The organism is Photorhabdus hindustanensis, from assembly GCF_002968995.1.
GTDB lineage: Bacteria > Pseudomonadota > Gammaproteobacteria > Enterobacterales > Enterobacteriaceae > Photorhabdus > Photorhabdus akhurstii.
Genome location: NZ_PUWT01000016.1, coordinates 90,321 through 111,098 on the forward strand (window position 1 = coordinate 90,321; position 20,778 = coordinate 111,098).

General features: G+C 45.0%; 14 protein-coding genes. 10 read left to right on the forward strand and 4 right to left on the reverse strand.

The window, feature by feature from the left end:
* Window positions 1-1,020: an asparaginase gene (gene ansA, locus C6H66_RS07030; RefSeq protein WP_046397477.1), complete on the reverse strand. Its 1,020-nt coding sequence runs from the start codon at window positions 1,018-1,020 to the stop codon at window positions 1-3.
* Between the two features lie 125 nt (window positions 1,021-1,145).
* Window positions 1,146-3,011 (reverse strand): signal peptide peptidase SppA, encoded by a 1,866-nt coding sequence (gene sppA / locus C6H66_RS07035; protein WP_105395187.1) that lies wholly within the window; start codon window positions 3,009-3,011, stop codon window positions 1,146-1,148.
* 171 nt (window positions 3,012-3,182) lie between these two features.
* Here sppA and C6H66_RS07040 point away from each other — a divergent pair, with 171 nt between their 5' ends.
* Genes C6H66_RS07040 through C6H66_RS07050 form a run of 3 tightly spaced genes read left to right on the forward strand, consistent with a single transcriptional unit; the run spans window position 3,183 to window position 6,724 of the window.
* Window positions 3,183-3,734 carry an NAD(P)H nitroreductase gene (locus C6H66_RS07040; RefSeq protein WP_046397479.1) on the forward strand — a complete coding sequence of 184 codons (552 nt, stop codon included), beginning with the start codon at window positions 3,183-3,185 and terminating at the stop codon, window positions 3,732-3,734.
* 12 nt (window positions 3,735-3,746) lie between these two features.
* Complete coding sequence (gene selD, locus C6H66_RS07045; RefSeq protein ID WP_046397480.1) at window positions 3,747-4,790, forward strand: selenide, water dikinase SelD; 1,044 nt, start codon at window positions 3,747-3,749, stop codon at window positions 4,788-4,790.
* 5 nt (window positions 4,791-4,795) lie between these two features.
* Complete coding sequence (locus C6H66_RS07050) at window positions 4,796-6,724, forward strand: DNA topoisomerase III (RefSeq protein WP_036780803.1); 1,929 nt, start codon at window positions 4,796-4,798, stop codon at window positions 6,722-6,724.
* A 65-nt stretch (window positions 6,725-6,789) separates the two neighbouring features.
* Here the strand turns inward: C6H66_RS07050 and xthA are convergent, their stop codons facing one another.
* Window positions 6,790-7,596 carry an exodeoxyribonuclease III gene (xthA, locus tag C6H66_RS07055; RefSeq protein ID WP_046397482.1) on the reverse strand — a complete coding sequence of 269 codons (807 nt, stop codon included), beginning with the start codon at window positions 7,594-7,596 and terminating at the stop codon, window positions 6,790-6,792.
* A gap of 503 nt (window positions 7,597-8,099) precedes the next feature.
* Between xthA and C6H66_RS07060 the strand changes: the two genes are divergently transcribed.
* Window positions 8,100-8,963, forward strand: a complete 864-nt coding sequence (locus C6H66_RS07060; RefSeq protein ID WP_036780805.1) for a helix-turn-helix domain-containing protein — start codon at window positions 8,100-8,102, stop codon at window positions 8,961-8,963.
* A gap of 268 nt (window positions 8,964-9,231) precedes the next feature.
* On the opposite strand, the gene C6H66_RS07065 is transcribed toward C6H66_RS07060, so the two are convergent.
* The gene (locus C6H66_RS07065; protein WP_105395188.1) at window positions 9,232-10,182 is read right to left on the reverse strand and encodes an aldo-keto reductase family protein; all 951 of its coding nucleotides are present in this window, start codon (window positions 10,180-10,182) and stop codon (window positions 9,232-9,234) included.
* Window positions 10,183-11,358: 1,176 nt separating this feature from the next.
* Here C6H66_RS07065 and C6H66_RS07075 point away from each other — a divergent pair.
* The 6 genes from C6H66_RS07075 to C6H66_RS26665 all read left to right on the forward strand — a co-directional run.
* On the forward strand, window positions 11,359-13,887 hold the full coding sequence (locus C6H66_RS07075) for a type VI secretion system Vgr family protein (RefSeq protein WP_105395189.1): 2,529 nt from the start codon (window positions 11,359-11,361) through the stop codon (window positions 13,885-13,887).
* A 2-nt stretch (window positions 13,888-13,889) separates the two neighbouring features.
* Entirely contained in the window at window positions 13,890-15,500 is a 1,611-nt protein-coding gene (locus tag C6H66_RS07080; protein WP_105395190.1) for an esterase/lipase family protein, read from the forward strand.
* On the forward strand, window positions 15,493-16,584 hold the full coding sequence (locus C6H66_RS07085; protein WP_105395191.1) for a T6SS immunity protein Tli4 family protein: 1,092 nt from the start codon (window positions 15,493-15,495) through the stop codon (window positions 16,582-16,584). The genes C6H66_RS07080 and C6H66_RS07085 overlap by 8 nt, the downstream gene beginning before the upstream one ends.
* A gap of 549 nt (window positions 16,585-17,133) precedes the next feature.
* Window positions 17,134-18,252, forward strand: a complete 1,119-nt coding sequence (locus tag C6H66_RS07100; protein WP_105395193.1) for a hypothetical protein — start codon at window positions 17,134-17,136, stop codon at window positions 18,250-18,252.
* Entirely contained in the window at window positions 18,249-20,492 is a 2,244-nt protein-coding gene (locus C6H66_RS07105) for an ImcF-related family protein (RefSeq protein WP_248000625.1), read from the forward strand. Before C6H66_RS07100 ends, C6H66_RS07105 begins: the two co-directional genes overlap by 4 nt.
* 28 nt (window positions 20,493-20,520) lie before the next feature.
* Window positions 20,521-20,778 (forward strand): hypothetical protein (locus C6H66_RS26665; RefSeq protein WP_248000626.1); only part of this gene is annotated, 258 nt, incomplete at its 3' end.

Here is a 20,778-nt window from a genome sequence, read left to right on the forward strand (position 1 = left end):
TTATTTATCAGGATAACTTAATTCACCACGTAAATTTTGTTGCATTAAATAACGAATTTTTTCATTGCTATAGGGTTGACTGAGTAAATAGTGCAACTTGGTTAAAGTTGCTTCAAAAGTCATATCGTAGCCGCTGATTACCCCTGCTTCCGCCAGAGCATGGCCCGTTGCATAACCTTCCATATTTACTCGGCCAGAAATGCATTGAGTCAAATTAACAACCACGATCCCTCTCTCTGTTGCCTGTTTTAGCTCTTTCAGCAGTTCAGGGTGCTGAGGTGCGTTTCCGACGCCATACGAGCGCAGGATGAGAGCCTTAACCGGCTGCATTAAAATATTATTCACAACCTGACTGGAAAGGCCAGGGTAAATGGTGATTACGCCAATTGGCTGCGGGGTAATCCGATGAGTAATAAACTCACCATGACTGGCAGGGGCAGAACAGGCATTGAAAGTTTTGATGTTAATACCGGCTTCCATTAATGGAGAACAGTTTGGCGAGGCAAAAGCATCGAAACCGTCGGCATGTGCTTTGACGGTTCGATTCCCACGAAACAGTTTATTATTGAAAAACAGGCTGACCTCGTTAACCGGGTAATTAGCGGCAAGGTAAAGCGCGTTCAATAAGTTTGTTTGCCCATCAGAGCGCAGTGCTTCCAGTGGGATTTGCGACCCTGTGACAATGACTGGCTTACTCAGATTCTCAAACATAAAGGAGAGGGCCGATGCCGTAAATGCCATTGTATCCGTACCATGCAGGATCACGAACCCATCATAATCATGGTAATTTTCTCGGATATCATCAGCGATAAACTGCCAGTCTTCTGGGGTCATATCAGAAGAATCGATCAGTGGTTGATGTTCACGGATGGTGAATGTCGGCATTTCCGGTCGATGGAATTCGGGCATCTTTGTTAATTGACGCTGTAAATGCCCGGAAACGGGAATGTATCCCTGAGATGAGTGTTGCATCCCAATAGTTCCGCCAGTATAGACGACATAAATAGACTTCTTCTGCATGACTGTACCTCATAAAAAGATCAGCTGGATTATAGGAGTATTACAGAAGAAAAAAAGCCTGACAGGGATTTGTCAGGCTAAATTAATCGAGTTATTACCTGGAATCAGGCATTATTATGGGCTGTTTAGCGAATATCTCCGCAATTTAAACAGAATGCATAACGATTTTGTGGATCATTCAGATGGCGATAGAACTCACTTTGTTGTTTCACTTCCTGAGCCACCTGCGCCAGTGGAGCGGGGAGCCAAGCTTGAACCGCTTCCGGTACGATAACTTGCGCGGTTGTTGTCAACTGACTCATCAGCAACTCACTGAATGACATTTCAGGTTGCATCCAGTCAAGCTCTGGGTTATCCAATTTTGCCAATGCAGCCGCTTTAGTGACCGCATCATCGAAATCCCCTAATTGGTCGACCAATCCATTGGTTTTAGCATCATGACCAATCCACACATGCCCCTGAGCAATTTTATCGACTTCTTCACGTGTTTTATGGCGTGAATCAGCAACAATACCGATAAAGTTGTTATAGCCATTTTCGATATTAAGCTGCATCAGCTCTGAGAACTGTTTGCTGAGTCCTTTGGTAACAGAAATACCCGCGAGTGGCGTCGTGGAAACGCCATCAGTGTGGATACCAATATGTTCCAGACTGTTTTCATAAGTGGTGATGACACCGAAGATACCGATAGAACCCGTCAACGTACTTTGGTTTGCGATGATGTAATTAGATGGAGTAGAGATCCAGTAACCGCCGGATGCCGCCATTCCCCCCATAGAAACCACTACAGGTTTGTTCGCTGCGCGTAGCGCGGCCAGTTCAGTGCGAATAACATCAGAAGCGCTCACACTGCCGCCAGGGCTGTTTACTCGCAGAATAACGGCTTTGATATTATCATCCAGACGGGCTTGACGAATCTGAGCGGCGGTTGTGTCACCGCCAACCATACCTGGCGTCTGCTGCCCATCGACGATTGCGCCTTGTGCGACAATAACGGCGATATTGCCTTTAGATGATGATCTGCCTTCCACCAATTGCGGTGCATAATCGTAAATGCTGATAGCATTGAAGTGGCGGTTTTTTTCGTCCCAACCAAAGGCTTTTGTCATGTCGCTTTCAATGACATTGCGTGGCGCAACATAATCGACCAGCTTATGTTTAAGAGCATATTGCGCATTGTCTCCGCCAACAGCACGTAAGCCGGCAATCATCTCATCAGCGCCTGGGAATACTTGATCAACAGTGAGTTTGCGGTTGGTAGCGACAGTATTGAGATAGTTGTGCCACAGACCGTTGACCCAACGGCTATCAGCTTCGCGGGCATCGGGGGACATATCATCACGCATAACCGGTTCAACGGCTGATTTATACGTGCCGACGCGGAAAATATGCGCGGTGACTTTCAGTGAGTCCAGCAAGGATTTGTAATACAGGTTATTGGTTGAATAGCCATAAAGACCAACCGTTCCTTGTGGCGATAGATAGATTTTATCGGCAAAGGTAGACAGATAATACTGTGACTGATTATAACTATCACTGATAGCATAAACGGGTTTACCGGAAGTTTTAAACTCATTAATTGCCTTACCGATATACTGCATGGATGGCTGGTCGGCGCCGATGAAATCATCAAGTTTCAGCACCAGACCCGTGATTTTGGTATCGGTTTTTGCCTGGCGAATGCTATCAACAATGTCAAACAGGGAGTTTTCCTGAAATTTATTGCCGGATGCGCCAAACAGTTCACGGCTCAATTGAGTCAATGGAGTACGGCTGGAGACCTGATCCACAATAACACCGGTGAGATTGACATATAATGCTCCCCGATAACTATCTGCCGTTTTGTTTGGCTGTTGATAAAGCAGGAAACCGCCAATCACAACCAGAACCAGCATGATAAAAATCAGGTTTGAAATGACTTCCCGAATAAAATTTAATAGTCGCCAACTCCATTTAAATAATCTTGCGATCAACTTCCATAAAATACGCATATCATCTCCAAAAATAGGATCAAGTAAAGCTATCCTAATGATCAGACATGTAAATGTCAGCTTCAAATAGTGGCATATTGTCTGAAAAGACAGCTTTTGGGACTTTTATTTGTTAACAAATAAACAGAAAATGTTAGCTTATAATAAAATACATTATCTAGGAGAGAAAAGATGGATGCATTAGAACTTTTGTTGAACAGACGTTCAGTATCACGTTTAACAACCCCGGCGCCTCAAGGTGAAGCATTACAGCATATTCTGGCGGCGGGAATGAGAGCGCCTGATCATGGCGCACTACGTCCGTGGCGCTTTATTGTCATGCAGGATGAAGGTATTGAACGGTTTAGTCGATTACTCCATCAAGCAGCCATTGATAGTCAGCTTGGCGCTGATGCGGAAGAAAAAGCGAAAAGCGCTCCTTATCGCGCGCCATTAATCATCGCTGTTATTGCAAAAGTGGCTGAGAATTCCAAAATACCGGAATGGGAACAGGTGGTTTCCGCGGGTTGTGCGGTACATGCGATGCAAATGGCGGCGGTGGCTCAAGGGTTTGGTGGTATCTGGCGTACCGGTCCGTGGATTGATGATAATACTGTGCGTGCCGGTTTGGGGTGTGATGAACATGACAAAATAGTGGGTTTTCTCTACCTTGGAACGCTTGTGTTAAGAGCGCCCAATAAGGTTACTCCGCCGGATATGACCAATTTTGTCAGCTACTTGTAACCGGGGTCTGTTATGTCAACAGAAGTTCGCCTTACCCAATATAGCCACGGCGCTGGATGCGGTTGTAAAATTTCACCAAAAGTTTTGGAAACCATTCTACATAGTGAGCAGGAAAAATTTCTTGACCCTCATTTACTAGTTGGTAATGAAACCCGTGATGATGCTGCGGTTTATGATATTGGCAACGGGACCGGTATTGTCAGTACGACAGATTTCTTCATGCCGATTGTAGATGATCCATTTGATTTTGGGCGCATTGCTGCCACAAATGCTATCAGTGATATTTATGCGATGGGCGGTAAGCCCATCATGGCGATAGCTATTTTGGGATGGCCTATCGATAAATTGGCGCCGGAAATTGCCCGTAAGGTGATTGAAGGTGGCCGGGCTGCGTGTAAAGGGGCTGGGATTGCGCTGGCGGGAGGGCACTCTATTGATGCGCCTGAACCTATTTTTGGTCTGGCTGTAACCGGTATCGTTAATATTGACCGAGTGAAGCAGAACAGCGCGGCGAAAGCGGGCAGCCAGCTATTGCTGACCAAGCCGCTTGGCATCGGTGTATTAACCACGGCGGAGAAAAAAGGCTTGTTGTTGCCTGAACATCAGGGCGTCGCGATCGAAACCATGTGTCGTTTAAATAAGTTGGGGATGGATTTTGCCGAGGTGGCGGGTGTTACCGCAATGACTGATGTAACCGGGTTTGGTCTGTTAGGGCATTTGAGTGAAATTTGTGAAGGATCGGGGGTTCAGGCCACTCTCCATTTTGCAAAAGTGCCTAAACTGCCGGAAGTGGAATCCTATATTGAAAAGGGTTGTGTTCCGGGGGGAACCGGGCGTAACTTTGATAGTTACGGTCATCTTGTTGGTGAAATGACAGAACTTCAACGCAAACTGTTATGTGATCCACAAACATCCGGCGGCCTGCTGTTGGCTGTTCTACCAGAAGCTATGGACGAAGTGAAAGCAATTGCACGATGTCATGGCATCGAACTGACCGCGATTGGTGAATTGTCTGAGCAACAGTCAGGCAGAGTACTAATTGAGGTTAATGAATAATATCCATGCGGCTTTTTATTGCAGAAAAACCTAGCCTGGCCAGGGCGATTGCCGATATTTTACCCAAACCGCATCGCCGTGGTGATGGCTTTATTGCTTGTGGCGATAACCAGTTTGTTACCTGGTGTATCGGTCACTTGCTGGAACAAGCCGAACCTGATGCCTACGACGGTCGTTTTGCCCGTTGGTCATTAGTTGATCTTCCAATTATTCCTGAAAGATGGCAGTTAAAACCGCGACCTTCTGTTGAGAAACAGCTCAACATTATCCAGACGTTGTTGGAAAAAGCCGATGAAATAGTGCATGCCGGTGACCCGGATCGGGAAGGGCAACTGTTGGTGGATGAGGTTCTGGATTTTTTGAAGCTGGATGATGTCAGGCGTAAAAATGTTCGTCGTTGCTTAATAAGTGATCTAAATCCACAGGCGGTGACCAGAGCGGTTGAGCGGTTGAGAGATAACCGGGATTTTATTCCGCTATGTGTTTCAGCTCTCGCCAGAGCCAGAGCGGATTGGTTGTATGGCATTAATATGACCCGCGCCTATACCTTGCTTGGCCGTAATGCAGGGTATCAGGGGGTATTATCTGTCGGGCGTGTTCAGACTCCGGTTTTGGGGTTAGTGGTCCGCAGGGATGAAGAGATTGAGCATTTCGTACCCAAAGATTTTTTTGAGGTGAAAGCGCATATTGTCACGCCGAAAGATGAACGTTTTATCGCTATCTGGCAACCAAGTGAATCTTGTATCGATTTTTTGGATGAAGAAGGACGATTGATACACCGGCCTTTGGCTGAACATGTGGTTGCCAGAATAACCGGTCAACCAGCCTATGTGACCTCTTATCAGGATAAACGGGAATCTGAAATCGCGCCTTTGCCATTTTCATTATCTTCTTTGCAGATTGAAGCTGCTAAGCGTTTTGGCCTAAATGCGCAACAAGTGTTGGATATTTGTCAGCGATTGTATGAAACACATAAGCTAATTACTTATCCTCGTTCTGATTGCCGTTATTTGCCTGATGAACACTTTGCCGGTCGTCATGCAGTGCTTAATGCGATATCTATTCACGCAACAAATCTGTTGCCACAAGAATTATTGGAAATAGATAGAAAGAATCGTTGTTGGGATGATAAAAAGGTTGATGCTCACCATGCAATTATCCCGACAGCACGAAGTAGTCATATAAATCTGACGGATAATGAGGCTAATGTTTATGGTTTGATTGCCAGACAATATTTGATGCAATTTTTCCCGGATGCCATATTCCGTAAATGTGTTATTGAATTAGAAATTGCCGGTGGAAAATTTATTGCTAAAGCTCGTTTTCTTGCTGAGGCAGGTTGGAGAACGTTGCTTGGTAATAAAGAGCGTGATGAAGAGAATGACGGAACGCCATTACCCGTTGTTGCTAAAGGTGATGAATTATTGTGTGAAAGAGGGGAGGTGGTAGAGCGCCAAACCCAACCGCCGAAACCATTTACTGATGCAACTATCCTTTCTGCTATGACGGGAATTGCCCGTTTTGTACAGGATAAGGAACTGAAAAAAGTTCTTCGTGCAACAGATGGACTGGGGACGGAAGCAACCCGGGCTGGCATTATCGAATTGCTGTTTAAGCGGGAGTTTCTTTATAAGCAAGGGCGCCATATTCATGCTACACCTGCGGGTAGGGCGTTGATTCATGTATTGCCTGATATGGCTGCTTTACCGGATATGACCGCCCATTGGGAATCCCGGTTAACACAAATCAGCGAAAAACAGTTCCGCTATCAAGATTTCATGGGGCCGCTTGAGGAGACATTGCAGCAATTAATTTGGCAGGCTAAACAGAACCGTAATTTAACAGCTTTTCGTGATTTACCACCACTGCCGGTTAAAGATAAAAGAGGGAAAAAAACGAAAGCAACAAAAAATAGTAAAACAGCTGCGCCATAGGGCGCAGCAATTATTAATTAACGTTATTTTAAAATAAACGATTGATATTCTATGTTAATAGAATATCAGATTTTAAATTCTGCCCAAACAGGGGCATGGTCCGAAGGTTTTTCCATCTCACGGATTTTATAGTCAATACCTGTTGCGATACAGCGCTCCACCAAGGGTTTAGTTGCAAGCAATAAATCAATACGTAGCCCGCGATTATCATCAAATCCTTTGGAGCGATAATCAAACCAGGAAAATTGGTCGTTACATTCAGGATTGAGATGGCGGAATGTATCAACCAGGCCCCAGTTTTTCAGGCGATCCATCCAATCTCTCTCTTCTGGCAGGAAAGAACATTTACCTGTTTTTAACCAGCGCTTTTGGTTGTTCTCACCAATTCCGATATCCAGATCTGTCGGGCTGATATTCATATCGCCCATGATAATCACTTGTGATTGAGGGGTTAAGTTTTGCTCCAGATAGTTTTGCAGATCCTGATAAAATTTCTCTTTTGCCGGAAATTTCACTGGATGTTCACGGCTTTCTCCCTGTGGAAAATAGCCATTAATAACGGTCAATGGCCCGTGTGGGGTCTCCATTTCTGCCATGATAACACGGCGTTGAGCATCTTCATCATCCCCTGGAAAACCACGATATACGGCAAGAGGCGCCTGGCGCGTTAACAGAGCGACGCCGTAATGGGCTTTCTGGCCGTGATAAAATACATGATAGCCAAGTTCTCTCACCTCTTCTAAAGGGAACGCTTCGTCATGAACTTTTGTTTCCTGTAAGCCGATAACATCGGGTCGATGTTGCTCGACGATCGCAGCTAACTGATGGGGGCGGGCACGTAATCCATTAATATTAAAAGAGATAAATTTCATCTTTTACAGCCATCCAGTAAAAAGACACAGGAACAATAATAACAGATGGATCTTAAAAAGTAACTATTGACAATGGTCAGTACGAAATAGTAACGGCCCCCCTAATATTATAATTTGTTGTGGAAAATATAATAATTTGTGGTGAGAAACAGCCTCTGTTAGACCGTTTTTATCTCAAGTGTTACAAAAATTGATTACTGAAAAATGTAGAACCCTATCCTAATCTTTGATAGAAAATTGAGCTCGTTAGTAATGTTTATATTTTCTAATGGTTGATTGGTTGAGATTAATTTTTGAACCATGATAAACATGAATAATAGAGTTTATTGAGCCACCTATGTATTGAACATACGCTTTTTTTTATGTGGTATATGTTTGAGAAGTATTTGTTTTTTTGTACAAAATTTATGCCTTCACAGTATCAAACTTGATTTAGCTGTCATTTGGTGAAGGCTATTTCAAAGAAATTATTTTAGCCACAAGTTATATAGGAACGGTGAATTATGTTTTTTTCTCGTAAATTAGAAGCATTCATGGCAGTGGTGGAAAATGGTTCTTTAAGTAAAGCGGCAAGAGTGATGAACCGTACAACTCCTCCAGTAGCTAAATCAATCAAAGACTTCGAGGCAACATTAGGGAAGCGCCTTTTCAAAAGGGAGAAATTTGGGATGAGTCTGACTAAAGATGGTTTAGAATTATATAATGATCTTAAAGATCTTTATTTACAAGAAAAAGAAATAACTAAAAAACATATCAGTGGTAGTATATGTAACATAGTTAATATTTATTACGATTGGGGGAAAAACAAACATCTTATTTATTTATATAAAGCAGCTGACAGAAATAGCTCCCAGGTAAATATATTCCGGTTTAGTTATGATAACATTGAAGAAATAGTGGATTACGACGGCAACACGCTCATTCTGAGCTCAGAAAAGATACTAAGTGACCGTTTTAGTCTCATTCGTAAAATAAAAGGGCCTGAATTGGGAATTTGCTGCCGAAAAGAATTATTGGATATTGCTGGTGGCGATGTGATGCAATTGCTCAAGAGTAATACTTGGCTATGCGATCCTGTACTTTATAAAAGTAGTTTCATTAAAAACCTGGAAGAAGAAGTTATTCAAAGTGGTGGAAAAGTAAATATGCGTCAGATGGATAATATGGGATGCTGCATGAATTTCATTTATTCCAGAGATTATATATTTATTACCGATTCTCATCCTGACGAATTGGAAGGAGGAGATGCTTTGAGTTTTGTTCCTATTGCAAAACCTGGTGCAGCAAATCAATGTTATATTTATAAATCTAAATCGCACTCAAGTGTACTTAATCGTTTCATCGATTCAGTCAATGACATGAGTTAAAATTCACCTACGCGGAGAGGATTATTGTAAGCTCCGCGTTGTTGTTATGTGGAGATAATTATAAAGACTTTTCACTGTACCTAAATGATAAACTTATATTTATAATTCTTATTTGAATATTCCGAGTGAATATCTGGTCATGGTGAGGAAAAATGGATCGTTTCCTCGCCTTTTGGCAACGTATACGACAAGCCTGACATTTTTATTCATTCTCATCTGATGTCAGGACAACCCATTTGTGCATGCACAAATCTGCATGACTTTTGTTTTATTGTTTTAGCCACGGTGTTGTGGCGCTCCAAAAAATGATGTTCGCCCCTAAGTAGCTTTCGGCAAAATCGGTAAACTCCTGCTGAGTGAAGGGTTTTTTGGTTTTTGGGTTGGTATAGGTTAGTGTGGGCTCCTGGACTGCCATTGCCACCAAATCCAGTTTGCCCTTGTAGCGATTGAAAAAGGGATAAGCGTTTTTCATCTGAGCAGGTTGATACGGTACGATATCGGGGCCGCCGAGACCGATCTTATTTTTCGACGCAAAGTTAAAAAAACGAGACATATATTGATGATCATTATCCCATTCACATGGCCAGAAATTAACGTATTGTACCACGTAGGATTTTTTAAATACCTGGCGGGCAAATTTGATATTATCAAGTTCGGCGGCAAAATAGCGGTCACAGCTAAAACCAGTCTTATCCTGTTTCATATCAATATCAACGGCGGTTTCTGGTAGATTAATCCCGGCAATACGGCCATCAAATTCTTTTGCCAGTTCGGAAAGCAGATTCTGATAGCTTTTGCGCAACGCTGTATTCCACTGAATAGCGACCCAACCATAACTTTGTGCTTTGCCTTCACCGGGATTATCAACTTGAGCAACTAAACCGCCTTGATATTTTGTGTCTTGTTGGAGATAAAATGGAATGTAGCGAGCATTTTTCTCAAAAAAGCGATCTTGGATCTGAATAAACAGCTTCTTTTTTATTCTATTAAGCAACGACAGATCTTTTTCGATGGCGGAAAAATCATATTTCCCCGGCTCACTCTCCAATTGTTTCCAGTTATAAACAATTTGTACACCATCAATGTCTTGACGTTCTAACAGAGGACGTAATTGATCGAGCTCATCGGATGAAGTGTAGAGATAGTTTTGTGGTTTTCCTGCGAGTGCAGCAGTTGACAGTATAAAAATCAGAGTAGCTGAGATAAGTTGTTTTAGCATTATAGTTTCTATCCTTAATTATAGGGGAATGAATCTCATCAATTTATGACAGCTTAACAAGGTAGATAGTTCCATTACTTGATGAATTTATTTAACATCAAAAAGTTACTTTATTGATTAATTGGTAATTATTTGCCACGTCTTAGTACTCATTTATCTCTATCTTTGTGAATAAATTCTCATTAAAAACAAATGAGCATGTTATCAATGAATATCATATTCATTGGGATTGTTGACTGTTTTACTGGGAAACGTTTAGTGATTTATTTTGAAGTTTAATGAAAATTAAACGAGAGACATTTTATGATAAAAAAGTCTTGACTTTATTATCGGCTAATTAAGAGAATTGTCTTGCTCTATAAATAATTTATCTTGTTGTAGAAGATTAAGGAATAAATGGTGGGCATATCAGCATGAAATGTAATTTACACTCATTCTTGATAATAGGTTGTTTGAATCGGTTAATCGAATTGCTAATTCTTGGGACAGTAAAAGGGTAGATATCCTGACAGAGTATCATTAACAATATTCTGATTAATCCATCGGATTGTATTCGTGGTAGCGCCTTTACACTTGCCTTGTGGCAATGAGGTTGGTCTGTTTTTTTATCTTGCATCACTGGATATCTTGTTATTAGTATAGCATGAATGAGAATTATTCTTTTTTACAGTGAATTGATGCGTGATATTTAAAAAGGAATAATGAAATTGAAATCCATGTAACATATTGAATAGGAATGAAAATAGGATATTGCTCTTATGGGGGATTATCTGATTATAACAGAATGCTCAAGTCCTTCTCATTTTATGGCAATCAATGCAAGCTTATTTTTGTCAATAAATGTCATGTTACTGTTTATGGAGTCTAAATATCTTGTTCAACATGCCGCTATATCGACAGAGATAAGAGGGTACATTAAAAATCGTATTTTTTTGAAAAAAAGAGTTGATCTTTATAAGCACCCGCCAAGAAGATAGGAAAATTTAAAAATCGCTCATCCTGTTCATGTGTTGATGTATTACGAAAACATGCATAGTCCGGGTAAATATCTACGGTTTACTTAACTGCCGACCGGGAAATACCGGTGTGGGTTACTTCCCGATATAACCATAATGACATGGCCCTATATTGAGTTCTTATCATTTACTCATGATCGCAGAAGATTTAGGAGAAAATATGACGTATTCAACACCGGTGATTATCTTTGATCACAGTCGTTACAGACTAAAAGTGTGGCACAATAAAGCCCCGCTGGATGTGTTGGCCTTTACCGGGCAGGAAGCCTTAAGCCAGCCGTTTCACTATGCCATTGAATTCACCAGTGTGGAGAAAGGGATTGAACCGGCACAGATGCTGATGCAGCAGGCTGCATTTACCCTGACTTCGCCTGAGATCAATCTGGGGATACGGGGCTGGCCGATCGAACCCCCGGCGCCATTGCGCTCGGTTTACGGGGTGATCAGCGGCTTTAAACTGCTCTCCACCTCACCGGATGAAAGCCGCTATGAAGTGACGCTAGAGCCACGGTTGGCATTGCTGGCGAGAAGCCATCAATACGCCATCTACCAAAAACTGTCGGTGCCGGAGATTGTGGAGAAAATCCTGCGGGATCGTCATGGATTTCGCGGGCAGGATTTCCTGTTCAGCCTGGCATACAGCTACCCGAGGCGGGAACAGGTGATGCAGTATGGCGAAGATGACCTGCGCTTTATCCAACGCCTGCTGGCGGAAGTGGGTATCTGGTACAAAGTGACGGCGGATGACCGATTAAAGATCGATGTGGTGGAGTTTTACGACGACCAGCGTGACTACCAGTTCAACGTCTACCTGCCTGCCCGTAATCCGTCAGGCATGCACGGCGAGGAGGACGCGGTGGTGTGGGGCATGGAGACCGCGTATCAGGTGGTGGAGGGAAAAATTACAACCCGCAATTATGACTACCACGATGCCCGGCCATATCCCGGCTTGAACACCGAGGCGGATGTGACACGGGGCGACCGCACCACCTATGGTGAAGCGTATCATTACCGTGATGACTACCGGATACCCGGTGATCGTTACGCCTATCAACCGGAGACGGAAAGTGGAGTGTTTTATGCCCGCCTGCATCACGAGCGTTACCTGAATCAACGCATTCGCCTGCGGGGGATGACCACCTCCGCCACGCTGGTGCCGGGGCAGGAACTAAAAGTGAAAGGAGACGCCCCGGAAGCATTTCGCAAAGGGGCGATCATCACCCAGATCACCAACAGCGCTCGCCGGGACAGCAGTTTTGAAATGGCGTTTACCGCCATTCCTTATTCTGAAACCGTCTGCTTTCGCCCGGAACGGGTGCCGAAACCGGTGATGGCGGGCACGATACCTGCGCGGGTGAGCAGCACGAAAGTGAATGATATCTACGGCGATATCGACAAAGACGGCTTATATCGGGTGGCGTTTAACTTTGACCGGGAGAAATGGCCGCAAGGAGGCGAAAGCCTGTGGGTGCGTCTGGCGCGTCCGTATGCGGGGGAGAAGTATGGCTTTCACTGGCCGTTGCTGGAAGGCACCGAAGTGGCGATCGCCTTTGAAGGGGGCGACCCGGACCGGCCCTATATCGCCTATTCCCTGCATGACTCGGAGCACCCGGATCACGTCAATCTCTACAACTACAAATGCAACATTCTGCGCACCCCGGCGAACAACAAACTGCGGATGGGTGACGAACGCGGTCGGGAACATATCAAACTGAGTACCGAATACGGCGGTAAAAGCCAGTTGAACCTAGGTCATCTCGTTGATAGCCAGCGCCCACACCCGGATAAACGGGGTGAAGGCTTTGAGCTGCGCACCGACGACTGGGGCGTGATCCGGGCCGGTAAAGGGTTGTTTATCAGTGCGGATAAACAGGCCAAAGCGGGGGGTGAGGTGCTGGCGATGGAGGCGGCGCTGAATCAACTTCAACAAGCGCAGACCTTAACCGAGGCATTATGCGGCGCGGCTGAAATCGCTAAAGCGGAACTGGCGGATTTGCAGCAACAGAAGGCGTTGTTAAGTGAAACATTAGCTGAACTGAAAAAATCCGCGTTGTTACTCTCCGCGCCGGAGGGTATCGCGCAGACGACGGCAAAAAGCCTCCAGTTGGCGGCCGGGGAAAATATTATCGCCACCAGTGGGAAAAATGCCGATTTCAGTGTGCTGAGAAAATTCACGGTAGCGGCGGGTGAAAGGATCAGCCTGTTTGCCCAAAAACTGGGCATCAAACTGTTTGCCAGCAAAGGCCGGGTAGAGATTGAGGCGCAGGGTGATGCAATGGGGCTGGCGGCACTGAAAGATATCACGGTGAATAGCCATGAAGGGAAAGTGATCATCAGTGCTAAAGAGGAGATCTTGTTGGTCAGTGGCGGTGGTTATATCCGAATAGGGAGTGGTCAGGTGGAATGTGGTGCGCCCAATCACATCATCCAACGGGCGACAGCGTGGCAGAAGTTTGGCGGGCAGAGTGTTAGTCAGATGGTTTCCCAACGTGAAACAGTGGATTTTTCTGTCACACCACAGGTGCTCTGGCCTTTTGATGATATGCCGGTGAAGGATCAACATGCCTTTTTACACAATCATGACGATAGTCAGCACTCTTCGATAACGGGTGAAGATGGCAAGACGGCTAAACAGAAGAAATTGGGTGTGGAAGCAATAAAGTTTTATTTAAAAGAAGGTAAGGAGTGATTATGACTGACTCATCAGAAAAAGTGGTTGTTTATCCTGTTTATGATGAACATGGCAGGTTGTATTACCCGCTAATGAGTGCGCCCAGTCACAAGGACCTGACGGCGATTTGTTATAAGGTGCCTAACCGGGTGATCCCAGTGATTTTTTTGCCCGGCGTGATGGGGAGTAATTTGCAAGATCAATATGGAACATCAGTCTGGCGTGTGGATGGTTATTTAAGCGTGTGGGAGTGGATGTTAAAAGGACCAGAAACACGAAAAAAGCTGCTTGATCCGGAAAATACCGTGGTCGATTTGCGTGGAAGGGTGGATGACAATCATAAAGAAGGCCCCAAATTTCCTTCTCGTCAAGAGCGAGGCTGGGGGCAGGCATCTTATATGAGTTATGGAGAATTTTTACCCTGGCTCCAGGCTGCGTTGGATGATCAGGATGAGTTATTGTTTAACCGGTTGAATAAGACAGGAGAACTGACCCTGCGCCAGAAACTGGAGTTTATGGATCTACAGGCGGAAACGGGGGAAGAAAAGCTTTTATCGAAAGAGATTAAGCTGAGTTATCAATATCAATTTCCGGTTCATGTCATGGGATATAACTGGCTCCAGTCTAATGCTGATTCAGCAAATCAACTGGTTGAGTATGTTATTGATATTATTACACGCTATAAACAGCGTGGTCAGCCCTGTGAAAAAGTGATTCTGGTGACCCACTCAATGGGGGGATTAGTGGCGCGTCACTATTCAGAGAAACTGGGAGGACATAAGAAAATACTGGGTATTGTACATGGTGTCATGCCGACCTATGGCGCGCCGACGGCTTATAAACGGATGAAAGCGGGTGAAGGGGGAGGAGTCGGACTGGTTATCGGCAGTAATGGCGCCGAGATGACGCCAGTGATGGCGCAATCACCGGGACCACTTCAACTATTACCTAGTTTGAGATATGGCACTGGGTGGTTGCAGATTAAAGATGGTAAGACACTTTATACCTTACCCAAACGCGATCCTTATGAAGAAATCTACTTGCAACGTGATAAGTGGTGGGGGCTATGTGAAGATCGTCTAATTAATCCGACCAATGAGAAAAGAAACCCGGTAGTAATGCAGGCAGATTGGGATACATATCGTGATATATTGTCGACAAAAGTCCGGCCTTTTATTGAGGGACTAACTAGCTGTTATCACAGTAATACCTATGCTTTTTATGGTAACAGTACCACACACCTCTCTTACGGTGTCGTGAGGTGGACTCGTAGAAGTTATGTTGACCGGGGAGATGATCCTAGTCTGGCATTTAATAGACCGGTATATGATCCATTTAATAATCACTTTTCTGATACACGCATGGTGGGATATTCCCTCGACCCAAACAAACCCGATGACCATAGCCATTTAAGAGCTTTTATTCTTGAACAGCCGCAGCAACCCGGTGATGGAACAGTACCGGTGCAGGGTGGAAAGTTTACCGCTGGAGGGCTGCGTTCAATATTGGGGGCGGAGGTTGATCATGAGCATGCCTATAATACTGATAAAACCCGTTTTTTTACTCTGCGGGCAATTATCAAAATAGCGCAATTAGTTAAACAAACTTCCCTAGCTTATCCCGATGAATAGAAAAAGAGTATTAATCATTATTGCAATTGTCAGCTTGTTGTTGCTGGTGTTTTACGGGTTATGGCAACAGTTACAGCCTTATCCCCCTCATACTGTGTTAAATCAGAAGGAAAAATTAGCCGTGGATAGATTATTAACAAACTTGCAAACCCGTTGTATTGGCCGATATTTGGTTGATTTGCCAGCGGACTACAATAACACTGTAAATATGGCTAGGGTAAATGATAATTGGGTAGAGACTCAACGGCTCTACTTACCTGCTTTTGAGCAGCGTATTCAGTTACGGGAAGAGGCATTACGGCAAACAAAAACGGTGGAATCGATTGATATGCCTTATTTGAAAAATATCTACCGTTTACCTGAAGGAATGCAGGGGATTATTTTCGAGCGGATGGAGAACCAAAGTGTACCGGATGTAGTCCGGGTGTTGGAAGCTCATCTGTACAATAATGGTGTGGCAATAAAAGTGGAGATGAAAGCGAAAGATGGCTCTGCGGCACGTTATGACAAGGATCGACAGACTGAACCGACGGTCTATACCAATACTGTGCCAGAGAAATTGGTTGAGTTGAAAAACTTATTATCCCGTATACAAGGACGTAAGGAGACGGAAATACCCACTACCGCTGGGAGTTGTATTCCTAATGCGTTTATTATCGATAATCACAGGGATAAGGAAGATATTGGTTCATTATATAAAACGAACCCGGATAATTATTTGAATGTGAGAATACAGACGGATAACTTTATCCGGGAAAAAGACAGTATGCTGGAACGCTTCGGTGTAATTGCACCGAGTCTGTATCGGGGAGGGGTTTTCCGTAAAGGAGTGAGGAAAATTAATAAGTTGGATACCGAAGAGTTGCTGTTGGTGGGGCAGCAGCCGAATAGTGATGATCCGCGTTATCTGTTTACATTACTGACAAATGAAAAAACTGGCGGAAAAAAAACACCGGTGTTTGATTTAACGGTGGTTAATGATGAAGAAACACCAACAGCCTATACTCAGAATGAAATCGTGGCATTTTGGGATGCAATTAGTCAGACCGTCAGGGTTAGACCCGGTGCTTTTAAACGGCAATAACATGCTTCAAATAAAACCCCTTATAGGGATGTAAGGGTTAACCATCAGTGGAAGGAGAAACCAGATGTTTAAAGAAATAATCAGTTAGTGAGGTTAGATGTGATTAGTTTTGGTTTTTGGGGATCGGCATTATTAGTCTATCTTTTAATATTATTTTACACTTGGCCGATAATTCTGATACTGGATGCATTTACTCTTTATCGGATAAAGAAATGCATTCAAGATAAGAAATACTGGAGTGCGTCATTCTTGATTTTTGCCGCTGTGTTAATGAGTGGCTCTCTTATCTTCTTCATAGTATGGATAAAATTATATGGTTAAACGGATGAGAATATGAGGAGATAATTATGTTTATCAGTCATATCACTGATCAAAGTAGAATCGTAAACGTGACAGAGTTAACGCTCTATGATAAAGACAAATCGGTTAAATTAATCAGTAGCCTGATCTTTTATTTAAATGCGGAACAAGGTATGCATTCAATGGTGATATATGATTGTTGTTGCCTGTTTTCGATTCCATTTCCCAGGATAATATCGAGTTATTATTATGAGTTGGCCCATACCTGAAATACCGGAACTTAAAGCAGTGTCGCCTCTGCGTTATCGGTTATGGTTTATCATTTTACTTTTAATACTGATTGCCGGCACACTGATTTATGCTTTTATAAAAGACACCACCGATTTCTATCACGCGGCGATTTATAGCAGTTTACCGTCCTTTCTGGTGTGGCTGCTATTATTTGGTGCGGTATTAAATCGCTATGAGCAATATTGCGCGGCAGCATACGCTTGGGAAGAAGCCAGTGCTGAAACCCGTTTCCAATGGCAGCAATGGAGCAGAAAACAACTGGCGGTGATCGGTAATATTATTCTGACGCCTGAGCAACAAGGTATTGCGTCGCTGTTAGGTGATGCGAAAGAGATTTCTGCTTTTCCTGAGCAAGGGCGGGCATTATCTCTGCCATCGAGCGATAGACGGCAATTATTGGCTAACATTGATCAGGATTTTGAAAAACAGTGTCCGGGTTATCGCTCTCTTTTACGCCAGATTTATATTGCTTCCGAGGATCACGCTTCTTATAAGCCTGCGATATATCGACAGTGGAAAATGAGTCCTTTACCGATAATAAACCGGGATGAGATCGATAAATTATACAATGAGGATGATTTTGAAGGGCTAATAATGGTTATTGCATTCCAGTGCTGGCCTTCTGAAAACAATAAAAAAGCGTACAGTGAATTTGTCTCGGCTCAATTATTTTCGTCGACAAAATTTGCCACGCAGGAAAAACTCAATGTCCTTGCCGGTATGGGGCGAACATTACCTTCATTACCCGGAGAAATAATCAAAGACTTACAGATATTGTTTGAATATAACCGTATTGATAAAAATAACATGCGGCACCTTTGGCTAACGGGTGTCACGAATGATGCTCTGACTGAACTGACAATTAACAGTCATGACTCTGCGTTTAATCTTTTTACCGAAAATTCGGTTCATTTAATCGATCATACTTTTGGTCCTCCGGGGCCGCTATCGATATTTTTGGCATCAGCCATGCTAACTGAGGCAATTAGCCTGACCGGTAGCGATCATATCGTTATCAATCAATTACCCGAGGGGAGCGCTAGCCTCTATTTAATGACTAAGGAATTACATCAATGAAAGTTAATCGTCATCACCAATATGGCTATTTTGGATATATTTTTATTACCCTTAGCCTTGCTGGGATATTTCTCATGTTGATCTACTTGAATCAAACATTACTTGAGGAACGGGGGCTGCTTAAATCCGCATGGTATGCCTACGCCACAGTTTTTCCGATCCTATTAATAGGCTTATTTGGCAATGCTGTCTGGTGGCATATTCGGCAGAATAAAGCACAGAAAAAACTCAGACCTGAAATCGAGCGGGCAGCGGGTCGCTCTAGCCAGGCCGCTTTGGTATTGAGTGATTTAGGCGATCGCATGCGCCTCCGTTACGGGCGGTTCTGGTGGTATAGAGTCCGCATTTTACTGGTGGTGGGCGAAGTGGAGCAGGTGGAAGCCATCGCGCCGGGGCTGACCACGGCGTATTGGCAGGAAGGTTATCGCTCGTTGTTGCTCTGGGGCGGCAGTTTGCAAGCTGAACTGGATACCGCTCAGTTGATGGCGCTGCGTCGCCTGCGCCGTTACCAGCCGCTCAATGGTATTGTCTGGGCGCTGACCGAAAACCAAAGCGCGCAGCCGGTGTTGATGGATAAAGCTTTGCGGATGTTGCAAAAACAGGCCCAACAGTTACGCTGGCAGGCTCCGGTCTACCTGTGGCAGGTGTGTCACAGCATCTGGTCTCAGGAAGATCGTATCACTCAGGCTGTCGGCTGCTTTTTTCCTGAACGCTGTACCCCGGATATTGTAGAGACGCAGTTGCAAGAATTGGTTGACCCGTTGCGCGAGCGCGGGATGCAGCAACTGCTGGAGAAGACGGCCCACGATTTTCTCTGTCGTCTGTCCGCGAATTTGAAACAACGGGGGATTGCTCATTGGAAACAGGTCCTGACGCCGTGGTTAGCGGAGTATGGAGATGTGGTCTTGCTGCGTGGTTTGATGTTCAGTTTGCCGCTTAAGGCGCTGACGACTCGCATCCCGCAGATCTGGCTGCCCGATACGGCCTGGCAGGGGGTGTTGGAGGGCAGTCGTCGTTTCCACGGTCAGCGGGTTGGCATGCTCCGCACACAGACCATCTGTCGTGGCCTGATAGTGCTGGGCTTATTGTGGGGCGCCGGCATGGTGCTCTCTCTTTTCACCAACCGTGACCAGATAGTCGAGGTGCAGGCGGTGGTAACTGACCTCAAAACTCAGCCGGAGAATTCTGATGCCCAGTTGATAGCTTTAAAGGAGCTGCGTAACGAGGTGGAACGGCTGCAATACCGGGCTGAACATGGCGTGCCGTGGTATGAGCGTTTTAGCTTGAGTCAGAATCAGAAACTGTTGACGACGGTGCTGCCCTATTATGCGCAGGTCAATAACCGCCTGATACGGGACAAAGCGGCGGCGGTGCTGCATGCGAAACTGAGCGCATTAGTGAATTTACCGCCGGGCAGCCCTTTGAGGGCCAAATGGGCGCAAGCCGGTCACGACCAGTTGAAAGCTTATTTGATGATGGCGCAGCCGGAAAAAGCGGATGCTGCGTTTTTAACCCGAATACTGAATGAAAATGAACCTGAGCGGGCCGGCATTGCCCCCGGCGTCTGGCTGGACGCGTCGTGGGGTTTGTGGAAGTTTTATGCGGAGAATCTGCCCGCGCATCCCGAATGGCGGATAACCCCGGATAAAGCGCTGGTTAAACAGGCGCGTCAGCTTTTGTTGCTCCAGCTCGGTAAGCACAATGCCGAAGCGGCGCTTTACCAGCAGATGCTGCAATCGGTGGAGAAAAATTACGCGGACCTGACACTCAACCAAATGACCGGCGACACCGATGCTGAACGGCTGTTTGCCACCTCTCGCGTGATACCGGGGATGTTTACCCGTCAGGCGTGGGAAGGCGGGATACAAAAAGCGATAGCGGAAGCGGTGGCGTCACGTAAGGAAGCGATTGACTGGGTGCTGAGTGATAACCGTCAGACAGTCTCGGCTGCGGTGTCACCCGAAGAGCTGAAAGCCCGCTTGACCGCCCGTTACTTCACCGATTTTGCCGGCGTGTGGCAGGATTTTCTCAACAGTTTGCGCTGGCATAAAACCCGGAATTTGTCGGATGTTATCGACCAGCTAACCCTGATGGCGGACAGGCGTCAGTCGCCGCTGATTGCGTTGATGAACACACTGGCCTATCAGGGGGAGACCGGGCAACAGGGGCCGAGTTTATCGGATTCATTGGTGAAATCCGCCAAAACGTTGCTGAATAAAAAAAACGCCGCGAATGATTGACCGACAGACGGTCGGCGTGCGCGGGCCAATGAACGAGACCTTTGGACCGTTGCTGGCGCTGATGGGAGAAAACAGAGGAACGGAGGGCATGAAAGCCGACAGCACGCTGAATTTACAAACCTTCCTCACGCGGGTAACCGAAGTGCGGCTGAAACTGCAACAGATGAACAACAGTGATGACCCGCCGGCAATGGCGAATGCGTTGGCTAAGACGGTCTTTGAAGGGAAAAGCACCGATTTGACCGATACACAGGGCTACGGTCGTCTGATAGCCGCCAGTCTGGGG

Bases quoted from the DNA above. Each gene is read 5' to 3' on its own strand.
- ansA (WP_046397477.1), bottom strand. From the start codon at position 1,020: ATGCAGAAGAAGTCTATTTATGTCGTCTATACTGGCGGAACTATTGGG.
- sppA (WP_105395187.1), bottom strand. From the start codon at position 3,011: ATGCGTATTTTATGGAAGTTGATCGCAAGATTATTTAAATGGAGTTGG.
- C6H66_RS07040 (WP_046397479.1), top strand. From the start codon at position 3,183: ATGGATGCATTAGAACTTTTGTTGAACAGACGTTCAGTATCACGTTTA.
- selD (WP_046397480.1), top strand. From the start codon at position 3,747: ATGTCAACAGAAGTTCGCCTTACCCAATATAGCCACGGCGCTGGATGC.
- C6H66_RS07050 (WP_036780803.1), top strand. From the start codon at position 4,796: ATGCGGCTTTTTATTGCAGAAAAACCTAGCCTGGCCAGGGCGATTGCC.
- xthA (WP_046397482.1), bottom strand. From the start codon at position 7,596: ATGAAATTTATCTCTTTTAATATTAATGGATTACGTGCCCGCCCCCAT.
- C6H66_RS07060 (WP_036780805.1), top strand. From the start codon at position 8,100: ATGTTTTTTTCTCGTAAATTAGAAGCATTCATGGCAGTGGTGGAAAAT.
- C6H66_RS07065 (WP_105395188.1), bottom strand. From the start codon at position 10,182: ATGCTAAAACAACTTATCTCAGCTACTCTGATTTTTATACTGTCAACT.
- C6H66_RS07075 (WP_105395189.1), top strand. From the start codon at position 11,359: ATGACGTATTCAACACCGGTGATTATCTTTGATCACAGTCGTTACAGA.
- C6H66_RS07080 (WP_105395190.1), top strand. From the start codon at position 13,890: ATGACTGACTCATCAGAAAAAGTGGTTGTTTATCCTGTTTATGATGAA.
- C6H66_RS07085 (WP_105395191.1), top strand. From the start codon at position 15,493: ATGAATAGAAAAAGAGTATTAATCATTATTGCAATTGTCAGCTTGTTG.
- C6H66_RS07100 (WP_105395193.1), top strand. From the start codon at position 17,134: ATGAGTTGGCCCATACCTGAAATACCGGAACTTAAAGCAGTGTCGCCT.
- C6H66_RS07105 (WP_248000625.1), top strand. From the start codon at position 18,249: ATGAAAGTTAATCGTCATCACCAATATGGCTATTTTGGATATATTTTT.